General features: G+C 63.3%; 14 protein-coding genes. 5 read left to right on the top strand and 9 right to left on the bottom strand.

All coding sequences use genetic code 11. The annotated features are described in order from the left end of the window. The 7 genes from AC5IJH_RS05590 to AC5IJH_RS05560 all read right to left on the bottom strand — a co-directional run. A partial coding sequence (locus AC5IJH_RS05590) for an LD-carboxypeptidase (protein WP_491901818.1) occupies positions 1-469 on the bottom strand: 469 nt, incomplete at its 3' end. Then, the gene (dapF, locus tag AC5IJH_RS05585; RefSeq protein ID WP_491901817.1) at positions 466-1,302 is read right to left on the bottom strand and encodes a diaminopimelate epimerase; all 837 of its coding nucleotides are present in this window, start codon (positions 1,300-1,302) and stop codon (positions 466-468) included. The genes AC5IJH_RS05590 and dapF, both read right to left, overlap by 4 nt. Continuing rightward, positions 1,299-2,009 (bottom strand): MgtC/SapB family protein, encoded by a 711-nt coding sequence (locus AC5IJH_RS05580; RefSeq protein WP_491901816.1) that lies wholly within the window; start codon positions 2,007-2,009, stop codon positions 1,299-1,301. The genes dapF and AC5IJH_RS05580 overlap by 4 nt, the downstream gene beginning before the upstream one ends. Positions 2,010-2,108: 99 nt before the next feature. Beyond that, positions 2,109-3,788 (bottom strand): glycosyltransferase family protein, encoded by a 1,680-nt coding sequence (locus AC5IJH_RS05575; protein ID WP_491901815.1) that lies wholly within the window; start codon positions 3,786-3,788, stop codon positions 2,109-2,111. Continuing rightward, a complete protein-coding gene (locus AC5IJH_RS05570; protein WP_491901814.1) occupies positions 3,745-4,686 on the bottom strand; it encodes a PfkB family carbohydrate kinase in 942 nt (313 codons plus the stop codon). The genes AC5IJH_RS05575 and AC5IJH_RS05570 overlap by 44 nt, the downstream gene beginning before the upstream one ends. A 37-nt stretch (positions 4,687-4,723) precedes the next feature. Next, a complete protein-coding gene (mtnP, locus tag AC5IJH_RS05565) occupies positions 4,724-5,584 on the bottom strand; it encodes an S-methyl-5'-thioadenosine phosphorylase (RefSeq protein WP_491901813.1) in 861 nt (286 codons plus the stop codon). Between the two features lie 82 nt (positions 5,585-5,666). After that, a complete protein-coding gene (locus AC5IJH_RS05560; RefSeq protein WP_491901812.1) occupies positions 5,667-7,202 on the bottom strand; it encodes a hypothetical protein in 1,536 nt (511 codons plus the stop codon). A gap of 62 nt (positions 7,203-7,264) precedes the next feature. On the opposite strand from AC5IJH_RS05560, the gene ygfZ reads away from it, so the two are divergent. The 4 genes from ygfZ to ribF all read left to right on the top strand — a co-directional run bounded on the left by ygfZ (position 7,265) and on the right by ribF (position 10,922). Further along, complete coding sequence (gene ygfZ / locus AC5IJH_RS05555) at positions 7,265-8,380, top strand: CAF17-like 4Fe-4S cluster assembly/insertion protein YgfZ (protein ID WP_491901811.1); 1,116 nt, start codon at positions 7,265-7,267, stop codon at positions 8,378-8,380. An 86-nt stretch (positions 8,381-8,466) separates the two neighbouring features. Then, on the top strand, positions 8,467-9,147 hold the full coding sequence (locus AC5IJH_RS05550; protein WP_491901810.1) for a DUF1844 domain-containing protein: 681 nt from the start codon (positions 8,467-8,469) through the stop codon (positions 9,145-9,147). Between the two features lie 63 nt (positions 9,148-9,210). Then, the gene (locus AC5IJH_RS05545) at positions 9,211-9,957 is read left to right on the top strand and encodes an MBL fold metallo-hydrolase (protein ID WP_491901809.1); all 747 of its coding nucleotides are present in this window, start codon (positions 9,211-9,213) and stop codon (positions 9,955-9,957) included. A 2-nt stretch (positions 9,958-9,959) separates the two neighbouring features. Next, on the top strand, positions 9,960-10,922 hold the full coding sequence (gene ribF, locus AC5IJH_RS05540) for a bifunctional riboflavin kinase/FMN adenylyltransferase (RefSeq protein ID WP_491901808.1): 963 nt from the start codon (positions 9,960-9,962) through the stop codon (positions 10,920-10,922). Positions 10,923-10,952: 30 nt separating this feature from the next. On the opposite strand, the gene AC5IJH_RS05535 is transcribed toward ribF, so the two are convergent. Next, on the bottom strand, positions 10,953-13,103 hold the full coding sequence (locus AC5IJH_RS05535) for a penicillin-binding protein 1A (RefSeq protein ID WP_491901807.1): 2,151 nt from the start codon (positions 13,101-13,103) through the stop codon (positions 10,953-10,955). A gap of 225 nt (positions 13,104-13,328) precedes the next feature. Further along, on the bottom strand, positions 13,329-14,540 hold the full coding sequence (locus AC5IJH_RS05530) for a S41 family peptidase (RefSeq protein WP_491901806.1): 1,212 nt from the start codon (positions 14,538-14,540) through the stop codon (positions 13,329-13,331). A 250-nt stretch (positions 14,541-14,790) separates the two neighbouring features. Between AC5IJH_RS05530 and AC5IJH_RS05525 the strand changes: the two genes are divergently transcribed. Continuing rightward, positions 14,791-15,969, top strand: a complete 1,179-nt coding sequence (locus tag AC5IJH_RS05525) for a glycosyltransferase family 87 protein (protein WP_491901805.1) — start codon at positions 14,791-14,793, stop codon at positions 15,967-15,969. Positions 15,970-15,978 lie beyond the last annotated feature (9 nt).

The raw sequence follows: 15,978 nt of genomic DNA, 5'->3' as shown, positions 1-15,978 counted from the left end.
CCCCCCCGAGTTGGTACGGCTCAGCCCCCAGCGCGGCCGCAAAACTCTGCAGGTGCGCCCCGTCCTCGCGCGAGAAGTCAGCCGCCACCATCGGCCCGTGCAGGACCGGAATGCCGGCCTGATCAAGCATCCACGTCGAGATCGCAGTGTGATCGCTGTAGCCGATAAACGGCTTCGGGTGCGCACGCAGCAGGTCGAGATCGAGCCCTTGAAGCAGATAGTTTGTTCCGTAGCCACCACGGATACAGATCACGGCATCCACATCCGGACTCGCGAACGCCTCGTGCAGATCAGCAATGCGCTGCTCCGGCGTGGCGGAGAAGTACGGCCACTGCTGGCCCAGCGCATTCGGCATCACACGCACCTGATGTCCCAGCAGGCGCAGACGATCGATCCCGCGTTGCACGCGCTCTGGCACTGCGTTGCTGGCCGGTGCAACAACGCCAAGCCGAATAGGCGCGCCGGTCATCGGTGTCCCTCGGAGCTCGGCTCCGCAAGCCAACTTCCCTCAAAAAGCACGATGGCTGGCCCGGTGAGCAGCAGTTCTGCGGCTGGGCCTCGCCATTCCACCTGCTGCTCCCCACCGGGCGCAAGCACACGCAGTAGCGACGGCATCCCGGCAAGCGCAATCATTGCGGCCGCACTGGCGCTTGTGCCAGTGCCGGAGGATGTGGTCGGGCCGACGCCGCGCTCATAAATACGGATTTCGATCTGGCCTTCGTCGAGCCGGTAAACGAATTCGACGTTGGTCTGCTCCGGGAAGTCGCGGTGCGTGCAGATGGCTGCGCCGATCTCCTGCCACGAGCAGCCCGCTACCGTGAACTGCTTATCCGCGACCTCAATCACGAAATGTGGATTGCCGGTCGAGACCACCGCACCGTGCACGTCCAGCCCACTGCTAAGCCGTACCGTCGCAGCGTGTACCTGCGGCACTCCCATTGCCGTGGTGAAGCGATACTCTGCCCCCGCAGCATGACGCAGTTCGCACGTGCGGAGGCCCGCATCCGTCTGCAGGCGGATGGACCCACCCATTGCAAGCCCGGCGCGGTGCGCCATCCATGCAGCGACACAGCGCGTGCCATTGCCAGAGATCTCAGCGGTCGACCCATCGGCGTTGTAGAGACGGATCGCTCCCTCTCGCTCATTGTGAATCGTCAGATATTCAACGCCGTCAGCGCCGACACCAGTGGTGCGCGCACATAGCGCGCGGCTCAACGCAACAAGGTCGAACCCAAGCACGTCCTTCTGCTGCACAATCAAGAAATCATTGCCGCACGCGTGCGCCTTGCTGAAAGGGATCAATCCTCCTCCCAGTTTCGGAAGGTCAGCACTCGTTCGACTCCCGGAGCATGACTGAGCCGGTTCATTAGACGCTGATGACCACTGCGCGTTGCGAGCACGTTGAAGATCATCCGCGTGATCGCACCAACCGTCTCGCGCTCCACCTGCTCTAACCGGCGCTGCTCCTCATCCATCGTCGCCAGCAGGCCTTCGTACATCACGTCGGGCATCGTCCCGCGAATCTCGTAGGAGCGGTTCTGGAGTTTCAGGTTCGTCAGCATCTCGAGTGCACCGACTGCCTCCAGCACAAGAAGCACCACCACGGTTGCAAATACTGCGGTCAGGTACAGTCCGGCGCCGCAAGCCATGCCAACAGCCGCGACCGCGAAGACGGTCGCGGCACTGGTCAGGCCAATAACGCGGTTGCGTTCGTGCAGGATCAGGCCAGCGCCAAGGAACCCGACCCCCTGCACGATGTTCGACGCAATCTGTCCCTTGCTGGTGCTGAGTTCGCCCGCAATCAACGGCGACAGGTAAGTGAACAGGGCCGCGCCGAAGCAGATCAGCAGATTGGTGCGCACGCCCGAGGCCTTGTGCCGGTACTCGCGGTCGATGCCGATCACGCCGCCGAGGGCACAGGCAAGCAACAGCCGCAGCACGCTCACGTCAGCAAGCGCGGACTGCTCCAGCCCGTTAAAGCTGAGCGCGTGACTGGTACCGATCAACATCCATTCATCTCCGGCAGTGCTGCTTGGGCACTCTCGCGCGATGCTATCACCCAGCTTCGCGCAAGCTCGCTCCCACCAGCGGTGTAGGCCTGGAACGACTCAGGGCTGTCCTGGCCGCTGTAAAGACTGATAGATCCGCGCACAGGGCTGCCCGGTCGAGCAGATGACCTGCAAGAGCGTGAGCCCGTTCGGATCAGCGGCTACGGCAGCGGCGACCGGGTCACCCGCAAGCGCCACAACGTATCGCGCACTTCCGGCGGGATGCGCAAGCGCGGCATGCCACGCCTCCCAATCGCCCTCATTCGTGACCTCTCGCAGCGGCTTGCCCGCCTGCTGGATCGCCCCCACGTGCTCGGACGTGTACATCAGCACCGAGGCGCCGGCCGGGATGTTCGAAACTAGTGCCGTGGCCAGCGCGCGCTCAAATGGTATGCGAGTCCGCGCGTTTGCCACGGCCTCCTCGTAGACAAGCGGCCCGCTGCGCAGTAGCAATGCGTCGTTCAGAATCAGCAGCACTACAGCCACGGTGACAATCCACTCGGACCAGCGTGGACGCCAGTCGGCAACGCCCTGAAGTGCCGCCGCGCAGAACAGGCCAAACGCAGGCAGCAGTTCCATTCCATAACGCGTGTTGTAGTACGAGTGCGGAAACCACAGGGGAAAGAAGATCGGCACCGACCCGTACGCCACCGAATACGCATAGAACGGCAGCGGCAGCCAAAGGAGTGAGGTCGCTCCGAGCCCCGGCCGCTGACGACGCCACGCTAGAAAGCCGGTGCCGGCGAGTGCCAGCGCAAACAACACGTCCGCGGCGGGCTTCGGCACGGCGCCCAACTCGGCGACCTTCAAGTAGTAGAGCCACGCGACCGGCATGTCGTGGTGCCCTGGGTAGTGGCCAGAACCGTGCGCAGACGTACGCTGTTCGATCGCGCGCGCCGAATATGGACCACGCAAGAAATCAAATGGGTCATGGAACTGCCTGGCGTTGTACGCGATCCACAACAAGGGCGCACACGCGAGCAGCACAGTCGCGAGTAGCCACGTACCGGTCAGTCGCTCCCGCAAGTTTCTGCGTTGCCACGTCGCCCAGCAGGTGAAGCACCAGGCGGCCGCCGCGTAGATCCACCCATCGTACCTCGTGAACACGGCAGCAATCAGCAGCAGCGATGCGCCAAGCATCAGCCGGCGCAGACCGCGAGGGTCCTGATTGGCGTGCTCTTGATCGCGTGCAAGGGGAGCAGCCGACCGCTGTGCGAAGAGCACGATCAGCAGCGTTGCCCAGAGTATCTCCGCCAGGAAGAGCGGCTCCGTCATCGCGGTGCTCGAGAAGTAGAGCAGCCCGGGATTGAGCGCGAGGAAGCCTGCAGCCAGCCATGCGAATGGCCGTCGCACGAAGGAGGCCGCCAAGCGAAACAGCGCGACCACAGCCGCGACATAGCTGAGCATCGATGGGAGGGCGCCGCCGATGCCCGTCTGCCACCACGACATCGCCTGCACGAATGGCAACAACAGCAGGTGCGGCAATGGCAGCCACACGGACCCGAGCTGACGGAAGCCGGGTGTCTGCGCATCAAGAATACGGCGCGCAATGTGCAGGTGCGCCACTGCATCGCCGTAAAGCAGCAACAGGCCATGCTGGAGCGAATAAAGCAGTGCGAAGCACGCCAGCAGCATGGCGCCGAGCGCCACCTTCACTGCATCCGGCATGGACCGGCGCATCGACCGGCGACGTGCATCACTCAAGGTGGCTGAGCGCGCGAAATTGCTGGAAGCGCGCATCGATCTCCTCACGTGTCAGTTCCTGTGTCCGCGTGGTGCCAAACTTCTCCACAGCGAACGAACCCATCACGCCGCCGTAGAACATGGCGCGACGAAAGCTCGGGGGTGTGAGCGTACCGCCTTGCGACGCAAGATAGCCAAAGAATCCGCCGGCAAAGGAGTCACCCGCGCCAGTGGGGTCGATCACATCCGCAAGCGGCAGCGCAGGCGCGCGGAATGGCATCGCGTGCGACTCTGCGTGAGCGCCGGGGTAGGAGCGCTGACTGAAGAACACCGTCGCGCCGTACTCGCCGTGCTTCACCACCAGCGTCTTCACGCCCATGTCCAGCACACGCCTGGCCGCGCGCACCAGGTTGTTGTCCCCGCCCAGCATCTTGACTTCGCCATCGTTGATAAGCAGAACATCCAGATCCACCAGCACGTCGGCGAGCGCCGCACGGTGATCCTTGATCCAGTAGTTCATCGTGTCGCCGCACACCATCTTCACGTGCGGCATCTGGCGTCGCACTCCGGCCTGCAGCTTGGGATCGATGTTTGCGAGAAAAAGAAACTCGGAGTCGCGATAACTGTCCGGGATCTTCGGTGTGAAGGTCTCGAACACATTCAGTTCGGTCGCAAGCGTGTCTGCTTCGTTCAGATTGCGTGTGTAAGAGCCGGTCCAGTGGAAGCTCTTGCCAGACACATGCTCAATGCCGCTGGTATCCACACCGCGGTGGCGCAATACATCCTCATGAGTGGCGCTGAAGTCTTCGCCAACCACGCCGATGACCCGCACCTGCGTGAAGTAGCTGGCCGCCAGAGCAAAATGCGTCGCGGCGCCGCCCAGGGCGTGATCCACGCGTCCGCTCGGTGTTTCGATGGTGTCGAACGCTACACTCCCGACAACGACAATCGACATTACAGATCCTTTGCCTTCGTGATTGCTACCTGTGTGGTTACAGATATTTTCCGACGATCGGTGCAAGCCTGGCGCGGGTGGCTGCGGGAATCACGTCAGGACTGGTGATCATGGCGTGCGCCAGCGCGCTGGCGCAGGGACAGGTACGCGCCGCAGGCAGCTTGCGGACAGCGGTGCGCAGCACTGTGGCGGCATTGGCGGCGTTCTGGTGCATCACGGCGACGATCTCATCCACCGTGACCGAGTCATGCCCCTCACGCCAGCAGTCGTAATCGGTCACCATCGCCATCGTGGCGTAACAGATCTCCGCTTCGCGCGCGAGCTTCGCCTCCTGCAGGTTGGTCATCCCGATCACGTCCGCGCCCCAGCTTCGATACAGGTTCGATTCGGCGCGCGTCGAGAACTGCGGACCTTCCATGCAGACGTAGGTGCCGCCACGCTTGCCAACCACCCCTTCTGCATCGCAGGCATCGGCAAGGGTTGCCGTGACCACACTGCACACCGGATCGCCAAACGAAACATGTGCCACAATGCCGTCGCCGAAGAAGGTGCTGGTGCGCAGAAAGGTGCGATCAATGAACTGGTCGGGCACCACGAAATCAGTCGGCTTATGCTCCTCCTTCAGCGATCCGACTGCCGAGACCGAGATGATGCGGCCAACGCCCAGCAGCTTCATCGCGAACAGGTTCGCGCGATAGTTGATCTCGCTCGGCAGCAGGCGATGGCCACGGCCGTGGCGCGCCAGAAAGGCCACGCGCCGGCCTTCCAGTGTGCCGAGCACCAGCTTGTCTGAAGGATGGCCGAATGGTGTGTCGACTGCGACTTCTTCTGTCTCGGTCAGGCCGGGCATGCTGTAGAGCCCACTGCCGCCGATGATGCCAATCTCTGCCTGTTGCAATGCGCTCTCCGCGCGCGACGCTCGGCCGCACGCATGGGTTGAGTAAAGTCAGCCCAAGTATACGCGGCAACCTGCGCGCTCTTTAGTGATGGAGGGCGACACGCATCAGGCCGTAGTGGCTCAACATCGCTGCCACCGAGGCCGAGAGCTCGGACGTTCCATCCGCTGCACGTGCCTGCTGTTCGCCGCTGTGCTGCAGCACGCCCGTCATCGCCAGCTCCAGCTTTCGTGCCGTCGCGAGTGGGAAGCTCTCGCTGATGAACACCCCGCGACCCACCGTCGCGATCAGCACCGGACCCTCCTCCGTATCGAACAGGCTTTCGTCCACTCCAGGCGATTCGATGGTGTCGCTGCGATCCGCCGTACGCACGTGCACCTCCCTGTATTTGCGCTGCAGATTTTCGGCGTAGATCGCTGCAAAGTTTGCCGCAGCCGTCTCGCTCTTCCATTGCGACAGATAAAGCAGCGCCACTGACCGCGTCGACGCTTTATCCGCGGTGGTCGCGCTTTTCCGCTGTGCTGCGTAGTAGACGCCGCCACCCCAGGCGGGCGTCAGCGAAGCCGCGGCTGCCTTGCCGCCAAAGAGCTCGGCAAGAATCTGCACGTCGAAAGCACCCATCACGCCGATATCGTAGGGCGCATACTCGGGCTCAAGAATCGAATGGATGTCCGGCATCGTTAGCAGAGTCGGCGTGTCGTGCTTTTCCCACGCGTGCGGATGCATGACCTCATACGTGCTCGATGGCGGCCGGTCCAGCGCACCCGCGAATGCCTGCTGCGCACCCTGATCCTTCAATACGGTCTGCTCAAAATTCAACCCCTGCCGGTACGGAAACAAGAGAGACTCGCGCAGCAGCAGCGGCGCCCGCTTCAGCACCGGCGAGTCGCCGTCATCGCTCTCATCTTCGAGAGACGCACCAATGTCCGGCAGCTTCGCAAGCGACTGCCCCTTGGGCGCCAGCCCCCAATCCAGGAAAACCACCATCGCCTGTCCTTCGGCGATGGCCTCGCGCGCAGTGTCGGCCTCGTCTGTTCGCAGATGCGCGTTGTCCTCATCGACATTCTTCGCGGTCGCATCCTTGCTCAGGTCGCTCCACTTTTCCAGGTCCACATGCTGGTCCTGCAGGGCATGGGTCAGCTCATGTGCCAGCACCGGTTTCTGTTCATCCGGCACGATCCAGTCCAGCATGTTCACTGTCTTGGTTTTGCTGTCGTAATAACCAGCAATCTGCTCCTTCAGCAAGCTGACCAGAAACGGCTGCAGTTCGAAGTCGCGATCCAGCAGGCCGAATTTCTTGAGCACAATTTCGGAGCTCTGCAGTCTCTGCGCGTCCTTGTCGTCCTTCATCCGGCTCTGGACGTAGTTCTCCACTTCGGTCCGCGTGGTCAGCCGCCGCTTCACCTCATGCTTGATCGGCAGAGTGCTGTCTTTGCTCGCAAACGCAAGAATCTTATCCACGGACGCGAACAGCACCTTCGCCTGATCCGGAGTGATCTTCGTCTCGGGCTTGGTTGTTTCGGGCTTGCTCGCCTTCTCGTTCGTGTTCGCCGTTTGCGTCCAACCCGCCGGCACCCCCAGCAACAGCACAGCGGCCCACGCCGCCACTCGCACTCTCATCCCATCTCCCCCGGCCGCGGACACGCCTGTCAGAAGGCTATAATTTTCCGTAGGCTTTCGCTATGCAGGACACTGACACCAGCACGAACGCATCGCTCGCTGCTACCTCTGCGGCAACTCCAGTCCCCGCACCCACGCCGCTCGCCATCGCTCTCGGTGGCGGCTCGCACACTCTCTTTGCGTTGGGTGGCGCGCTCAGCTTTCCCGTCTTCAGCGTCCTGTCGCAGGAGCTGGCCGCGCTCACGGAGGGTGCGGGCGCGTACGACCTCGGCTACCGCGGCCAGATCGCGATCGCCGGCGAAGACCGCCTGCGCTGGCTCAACGGTATGTTGACGAACAACATCCAGGGGCTGAGCGAAGGCGCCGGCAACGATAACTTCGTGCTGAACGCACAGGGTCGCATCCAGGGCGACTGCCAGGCCTATCGCCTGCCAACACATCTGCTCATCACCACCGACCGCAGCCAGATCCCCACGCTGCTCGCCCACTTCGATCGCTTCATCATCATGGACGACGTGGCGACGGAGGACATCTCCGCGACGCGTACCGCGGTCGGTGTCGCGGGCCCGTTGGCGATCAAACTGCTGGAAGCACTGGGCGTAACGCTGCCCGAAGCCGGCAGCGGACGCTGGCTCCTGGAGACGCGCATCTGCGGCGTACCCGTCCAGTTGATGGGCGGTGCGGGCGCGGCACATCCCGCGTTTGAGATCTGGTGCGCGAACGAAAACGTGCCGATGCTGTGGCAGGTTCTGCTCGCGGCGGGCGCGGTCCCGTGCGGCTGGAAGGCGATTGAGGCCCTTCGCGTGCTCGAGGGAGTGCCCAGGTACGGCATCGATATTCAAGACCGCGATCTGCCACAGGAGACGGGACAGATGCACGCCCTGCACTTCGCGAAAGGTTGCTACCTCGGACAGGAGATCGTCGAACGCATCCGCTCCCGCGGAAACGTGCATCGGCGACTGGCAGTCGTCGCGCTCTCCACTTCGTCCTCGCAGCTTCCCTTCGAGCTCACGGGCGGCGAGCAGCCGGCCGGTCGCATCACCAGCGTTGCACATTACCAGGGCACACACTACGGGCTTGGCGTGATTCGCGCCGATGCAGCCCAGCGCCATGGCACACTCAGCTTTTTAAATGGCACTGCAACCCTGTTGCCACACGCTCCGCTGGCGCGTATGTAAGGGAGTGCTCCAGCGTCGCGCGCCCGGAGAAACATTCACCCCCCGCGCGCATCCATCTCATGTGGGGGAGAGTCAGGAAGGACTTCATGCCAGACCAGTCAAGTGGATTTACGGTCACCGATCGGCGCAAGTTCACCATCGAGGGCGAATTGCGCGAAGATGCTCCCGCAAGCGAGCCCAGCGCACCGGCCGCTGCTGCGACAGATACCGAGCCCGAGGCGAAGCTCGGGCCGAAGCTGGTTCACGACAACACCCGGTCCGGCGAAACTCCGACGACATCGGCCCAGAGCGAGATGCTGGCGAGCGGACTCGAGGCGGTGCCCGGCGACGAGGACATCGCCGACGATGGACTCGGCCCGGAACTCACCGCTGCTGAGACAGCGCAGCAGGACGCAGACTATCGCGCCTCTTCGCGCAAGCTGGACGACATGATCGCGCAGGCCGGCCCTGGCGCGCGCGACGCAATCGGCGGCCGGCAGGCGGAGATGAACTTCGATCGGCTGGTTCAGTCGATCTACATGACCGCCGCCCTGCAACTCGGCGCCGGCACACAGCCGGGCGAGCAGCCGCGTGTCGACATCCTCGGCGCGCGCCAGAGTATCGACATGCTCAGCGTGCTGGTCGAGAAGACGAAGGGCAACCTGACCGACAAGGAACAGCGGCTATTACAGAATGCGCTGTTCGAACTCCGCATGATGTTCATGGAGATCACCAACGCGATCTCCTCGAGCGCACACAATCCGGCCGGCAAGCCTCCGGTCCGCTAGGAGGCGCTGCTCCTGTCCGCACGACGCCAGGCCAGCCTTCTGTTTCTCGGCAGCGGCACGTCCATGGGCGTGCCCACGCTCGGCTGCACCTGCCGGGTCTGCACGTCCGCCGATCCGCGCGACGTACGCACCCGGCCCTCCGTCGCAGTCGAGTGGATGGAAGACGGCGTGACACGCCGCGTTCTGATCGACACTGGACCAGACTTCCGGCAGCAGGCGCTGCGTCACCGCATCCGCCACATCGATGCTATTTTCTACACCCATCCGCATGCGGATCACATCCTCGGCCTCGACGATCTGCGGCCGTTGAGCTTTGCGCATCGCGAGCAGAAGATGCCACTCTATGCCGATGCGCCAACTGCGGAAGTGCTGGAGCGTGTCTTCTCCTACACCTTCGCCGCCGATGCTACATACCCCACGCGCGCACGTGTCGCGCTGCATCGGATCGATGCACCGGTCGAGGTAGCGGGCGTCGTCTTCACGCCGGTGCCGCTGATGCACGGACGGCTGACCGTGACCGGATATCGCTTTGGCAACACGGCCTACCTGACCGACATGAGCAGCATTCCTGATAGCAGCATGGATCTGCTGCGTGGCCTCGATGTGGTCGTGCTCGATGCATTGCGACCCCAGCCGCACCCCAGCCACGCCAACTTGACCGACGCGACCGCGTGGGCAGAAAAGCTGGGCGCGCGTGAGGCTTGGTTCACCCACATGTCTCACGAAATCTTGCACGCTGAGACAGACCCCACGCTGCCCTCCTCCATCCGGCTGGCCTACGACGGGCTCCGCGTTCCGATCGAGCTCTAGCCATGCAGACCTTTCGCCAACTCAGCGACATTCCGGCCGGCTTCGGTCCCAGCATAGTCACGGTCGGCAACTTCGACGGTGTGCATCGCGGCCATCGCTTTCTGCTGCAGAGCATTGTCGAGCGTGCGCACGAACTGCATGCTCGATCTGTAGCAGTTACGTTTGACCCGCACCCCACTCACTTGCTACGGCCCGAAGCCGCACCCGCGCTGATCACTCCCGATCCCACCGAAAAACTCGCGCTGCTGGCCGAAAGCGGGATCGACGCAACCTTACTGCTGCCCTTCACGCCGGAGTTTTCTCAGCACACCGCCGATGCGTTCGCGCGACAGATCCTGGTGGACGCGCTGCTTGCGGTCGAGGTGCATGAGGGCGGGAACTTCCGCTTCGGCTATCGTGCCGGCTCCGGCGTCGAGGAGCTACGCGTACTCGGCAGCGATCTGGGCTTCTCGGTGCGTGTCTACGATGCTTTGCAGGTGCGTGGCCTCGAGGTGTCCAGCAGCGTCATCCGACGGCTCATCTCTGCCGGCGACGTGCGCCGCTCGCGCTGGCTTCTGGGCCGACCCTTCAGCATCCTGAGTCATCCAGCGCGGGGACGCGGCATCGGCACGCGGCTTACGGTGCCGACCATCAACCTGGCTCCCTACGCTGGCGTCGTGCCCGCTGCCGGCGTCTACGTCACTCGCATGGAGATCGGATCAGCGCCAGCTTCGTGCTTCAATGCGGTTACGAATGTCGGCACCCGGCCCACCTTCGCCGACGCCTCCTTCGCCATCGAGACCCACCTGCTCGACTTTCGTCCGATCGAACTCTCCGACAACACACCGCTGCGTCTCACGTTCTTCGCGCGCCTGCGCGAGGAACGCACCTGGCCCACGCCGGAGGCGCTCCGTGAGCAGATCGGCCGCGACGTGCGGCAGGCGCAGCGTTATCTCGCCCGGCTGCCGCTGCTCGCCGCGCACTAAGCGACGCAATCGCAAATACTGACTGAAAAGCTACTCGGGAAAGCGCTCGTCGTCCCTGCCCGCATCGGCGGCGCGCATGAAGTCCATCCACAGCGGCAGTGCTGCGCGCGCGCCCGTCTCGCCGGGACCAAGCGACTGTCGCGTATCAAACCCGACCCAGACCCCGCAAGTCAGTGACGGCGAAAATCCGAGAAACCACGCGTCGGTGAAGTCGCTGGTCGTGCCGGTCTTCCCACCCAAGGGATGATGCAGAGCCTGGGCTGCGGCAGCCGTCCCGGAACGCGTCACCTCTTCGAGCATCAGCAACATGGTCCGCGCCGTCTTCTGGCTCGTGGACTCCGCAATCTCCGGCTGATCTTCCTCGAGCGGACTGCCGTCCGCGCTTGTCACGCGCCGCAGCAGGTGTGGCTTGACCCGCAACCCATCGTTCGGAAAGCTGCTGTACGCCGCGACCTGCTGCGCTAGCGTCACTTCTACCGAGCCGAGCGCTACCGGCAGGTAAGGCGGAATGTCACGCGTGATGCCAAAGCGGTGAGCCACCTCAATCACGCGGTGCATGCCCACGCGCTCTGCCAGCCGCACCGCCGGCACGTTGCGCGACTCCGCAAATGCCTTCCACAGAGGAATGCTGCCCAGGTAGTTCGGCTCGTAATCGTGAGGAGAGTAGGGTCCGCCGCCTGTCTGAAACGTAACTGGCGTATCGGCAATCTGCTGTTCCGGCGTAGCTCCCTGTTCAATCGCCGCTGTGTACACGTACGGTTTAAATGACGAGCCCGTCTGGCGCTCTGCCTGTGTCGCGCGATTGAACTGCGAGAGATTGAAATCGCGGCCACCGACCATCGCAAGCACGTCGCCGGTTGCATTATCTACGGCCATCAGCGCCGCCTCGGCGCCCGAATCCTGCTCGAGCGTGCCCTCAAGCACGGGTTCGCGTCGCGTCGCATCCAAAGCGCCGCTCTCTCCATTGCGATCGAGCACGCCGGAATCAAGCACGGCTGGATCAAGCACACCTGGCGTGACCCGCACGTACACCACGTCGCCGAGATGAAAGAGCCGCGCGGCATCTTTCTCGCCAGTCCACGCCCAATCCTCCGGCCGCAGTCCAAGCCGCCGGTCGCCAACCTTAACCGTCACGCGCCCTTCGAGCACACCCACAACAACGCCGTGCAGATAAGTCCCAGGTACAGCTGGCAGTGACCAGTCCGGGTGGCGAAAGCTGTCGAGCGACTCGCCCGCAGCCAGCACATTCAGGAGATGCCCCTGCCACCCGCGCCGGCGTTCGTACGCCGCCAGGCCATCGAGCACTGCACGATTCGCCACGTGTTGCAGCGTCAAATCCAGCGTGGTGTACACGCGCAGCCCTGCCTGGTGCACTGTGTCCGAACCGAAGCGTCGCTCGAGTTCACGCCGCACCTCCTCCACGAACCATGGGGCGATGCTGTTCGGCGGCGGCGCAAGGTGCAGTCCCAGCGGTGCGCTCTTCGCCTCGTTGGCCTGCGCAGTCGTGATCACACCATCCTCCAGCATCGCGTTTAGCACCAGGTTGCGGCGGCGGAATGCGCGGTCCGGATTCAGAATGGGCGAGTAGGCCACCGGCGCCTTGGGCAGCCCAGCGAGCAGCGCAGCCTCGGACAGCGTGAGCAGGCGCGCCGGCTTGCTGAAGTAGTAGTTCGCACCTGCGTCAAACCCGTACGTGCCATGGCCGAGATAGATCTGGTTGCCGTACAGGGTGAAGATCTGCTGCTTGGTGAATGCGCGCTCGATCTGGATCGACAGGAAGATCTCCTGCAGCTTGCGGCGGAGCGTGCGATCGGGAGACAGAAACAGATCGCGCGCGAGCTGCATGGTCAGCGTCGAAGCGCCCTGGGCGCGCCCATGCGACGTGAGGTCGTGATACGCAGCGCCCGCCACCCGAAAGACGTTCACGCCCCAGTGGCTCTCGAAGTTCTTGTCCTCGGTCGAGATCACTGCCTCGCGCAGGATCGGCGGGAAGTCTTCGTACTGCACGACATTGCGCCGCTCCAGCGCGAACGACCCGAAAAGCTGGCCGTGCACGTCATAGAGTTCGGTTGTCGTGAGTGGGCGGTAGTGCGTCAGCTCTGCGATCTGCGGCAGTTCCACCGAGTACACCAGCAGTAGTCCGGCAAGGCATCCGGCTGCCGCTGCAAGCAGGACGAGCACCGCAAGTGCGACACGGCCAGCGAGCCTGCGCCTGGCAGGTGGCGATGCTGCGGGCGGACGGAACCCCTCGCCCGTACCCCGCGCCGGGCGCGCTCGTGTCGATTCAATGGCCAACGATTCGGGTCGACGGACTCGGATGTCTCGGATGCACGGCCGAGCATAGCACGCACTCGCGGCTTTCTTACCACCGTGTGGAGTGAGGGATCAGGTGCGGCGAAGGCAGCCTTAGGCGGCCTTCTGCTTCAGGACTTCGAGAGCCTTGTTCAGCTGATCGTCTTTCTTCTCGGCATGTACCTGGCTGCGCTCCTGCGCCTGCGGCGTGTCATCGTCTTCCTTCGACGCGACTACCACGTTCGGCTGCACAGCTTCGTCCTGGATCTTCTTGCCGTCCGGCGCTGAGTACTTCGCGACGGACAGGATCAGCGCCGAACCGTCGGCCAGTTCCAGCGTCTTCTGCACTGAACCCTCACCGAAGGTGCGATCGCCCACCACATCGGCGCGCTTGTTGCCGAGGATGGCCGCAGCCACCACCTCTGCGGGACCAGATGTGCCGTGGTTCACCAGCACCACCAGCGGCATGCTGGTGATGAAGTGCGACTTCTCTGCCGTGAAGGTCTGGGTCGGATACTTCTGGCCGCTCAGCGTCGCGATGGTGCCGCTCTGCAGGAAGAAGTTCGCCAGCCGGATGCCCTGGGCTTCATCGCCAACGGAAACATCACGCAGGTCGAGCAGCACCTTGTGTGTCTCCTTGTTGTCGCCCTTGTTCAGCGACTTCAGCTTGCCCTCAATCTCGTTCACGCGCTCTTTGGTCAACTCGTGCGGATTGAGGTAGAGGATGCTGGCGTTCTCATACAGCTGCTCGTTCAGGGACGGCACATTGATGCTGGTGCGCGCCATCGTGATCTTCTCGGGCTCGGCCTTGCGCGGCCGGACAACCGAGATGCTCACCGTGCTGCCGGTTGGGCCTTCGAGCAGCAGCCGGATCATCGCCAGCGACAACTCACGCGTCGACTGCGGACCGATCGCCTCAATGATGTCCCCATCCTGGAGCTGCTCCTTGTCTGCCGGGCTGCCCGGGACAATGGAGACGATGGTCGCGTAGCCGTAGCGCTTGGAGACATTCAGGCCCACCTGCGCCGTCCCTTCGCTCAGGTGCTGCTTGTAGAGCTTGTACTCCGCCGGAGTCAGATAGCTCGAGTCGGCGTCAAGTGACTCAAGCAGTCCATGCAGTGCGCCCACGGTCACGTTGTTCATGTTGGGGTCGACCACGTAATCGTTCTGAATCTTGTTCAGAACCTCCGTATAGACCTCCATCTCCTGGTACGCGCCTTCCTTCTGGTCGGCCCGCACACTGCCCGGGCGCAGACCGCCCCAAACCGTGAGCAGAAGCAGGAGAACGGAGATACCGAAAATCGACCGCTGGAAGTGCTTGGACATGGACCACCCTGTACGGGAAATGATAGCGCAGCGCCGCCGCTTGCCTGCTCCACTTCCGTGGGAGAAGGGCCGCCCACTCGAGCGGCAGGGCGCCCTACCCTGGATAAGACGTACCCGGGTGGCCCAGGCGAGCAGTTCCGGCCCAATCAGCTCCGGGCTTGGATAACGATGGAAGGGGCCGGCGTCCTTTTTGCTTGCGCAAACGCACAGCGTCGGTCAGCCTGACCTTTGTCCCTGGGAACACGCTCCGATGACACCCGCGTCCACCACGACCAAACCGGCGACCGTCACCCGCCATGCGCTGTTGCTTACGGTCGCCTTTCCACTCTTCGCTGTTCTGCTGGTTCCCACCCTGCTGGGCGGGCTGCTCAATCTTGGCGGCGGCGGAGTCAGCGACTGGATCGCGTACTGGAGTTCAGCAAACCTGCTCGTTCACCACCAGAACCCGTACGATGGCGTCCGTTTGGCGTCGATGGAGAAGCAGTTCGGCATCGACTCGGGGAAGTACCCCCCGCTCACACGCAATCCTCCCTCCGCGCTCTGGATGATAGCTCCATTGGGCGTGCTGTCACCCAGGGCTGCCGGCCTTTACTGGAGACTGTTGCTCGTTGCGGTTCTGGTGTTCAGCGTACGGCTGTGGCAGCGTCTTTCTGGGCGAGTGGTCAGTCGTTGGAACTGGATTGCCTACTTCGCCACCCCTGCGGTTGCTTGCATTGAGGTGGGTCAGACGACGCTGCTCACTTTGCCCGGTCTTGCGGCGTGTCTCCTGCTCCTAAATCGTGCCCCATTTCTGGCCGGCGCTGCCTTTGCCATCTGTGCCATCAAACCGCACCTGTTCCTGCCGTTTGGGGCGGTCCTCCTCTGCTGGATTGCCAAAGAGCGAGACTGGCGTTTCCTTGCTGGCGCCATCGTGTCGTTCACCCTGCAGGCTCTGGCACCGTTATCCGCCGACCCTTCCGTTTGGCAGCATTACATTGCTGCCATGCGGACGAACGGTATCGCGCAACAGCTATTGCCCACGCCCGCCGCCGCGCTCCGCTTTGCGATCCGACCGACCGCATTGTGGCTGCAGTTTCTTCCCGCCGTGCTCGCCTGCTGCTGGTCAATCTGGTACTTCCTCCGCCGCCGCGACCAGTGGAACTGGCCGAACGAAGCGCCGCTCCTGCTTCTCGTGTCGCTCATGGTCGCGCCTTACGCGTGGACAGGTGTCGACAGCGTTCTGGTTCTGCCCGCCGTCGTCCTGCTTGTTCCACGCTGCTCTGAAAAGGCGGTTGCAGTGGTGCTGCTGCTTTTCTGTGCAGTCATGGTGCAGTTCGCTCTCAAGCTGGGCATGTCCTCTCCCATCCTGCTTTGGGAGTCTCCCGCCTGGCTCGCCTGGTATCTCTACGCACGGCGAACGGCGACGCCAGAAGCGCTCGCGGCAGCATAAGTTCAGGAT

It is taken from the genome of Candidatus Dedyshia acidiphila (genome assembly GCF_051025295.1).
GTDB lineage: Bacteria > Acidobacteriota > Terriglobia > Terriglobales > Acidobacteriaceae > KBS-83.
This window is presented reverse-complemented; position numbering and strand designations above follow the sequence as displayed.